The sequence below is a fragment of the Dyella japonica DSM 16301 genome (genome assembly GCF_001010355.1).
Lineage (GTDB): Bacteria > Pseudomonadota > Gammaproteobacteria > Xanthomonadales > Rhodanobacteraceae > Dyella > Dyella japonica.
Genome location: NZ_JPLA01000118.1, coordinates 1 through 262, shown reverse-complemented (window position 1 = coordinate 262; position 262 = coordinate 1). Strand labels below are relative to the sequence as shown.

At 37.8% G+C, this 262-nt stretch carries 1 protein-coding gene; it reads right to left on the bottom strand.

What is annotated here, in order from left to right; all coding sequences use genetic code 11:
• Positions 1-183: hypothetical protein (locus Y882_RS20350; protein WP_046973402.1), on the bottom strand; the 183-nt coding region annotated here is incomplete at its 3' end.
• Positions 184-262: the final 79 nt, after the last annotated feature.

The window sequence follows — 262 nt, the reverse complement described above, 5'->3', positions numbered from 1 at the left end:
TGTGTATAAGAGACAGACATTGCAGTAATCACCTTTGATGTTGTTCTCATACTGGAATAGGTCATAGTTGGCTAGTATATCAATGATACGTACACCTTCTTCTACTGAATCTACTTCAACATAGAAGGCTTTGCCGGGTACTTGAGGGATATGCCATACACGAAGACGGCTCTTATTAGCCATAATTATTTACTCTCCTATAGATACTAAAAAGCCCTCACAAGGAGGGCTACATTCATAAAAATAATCACATTACTCTGTA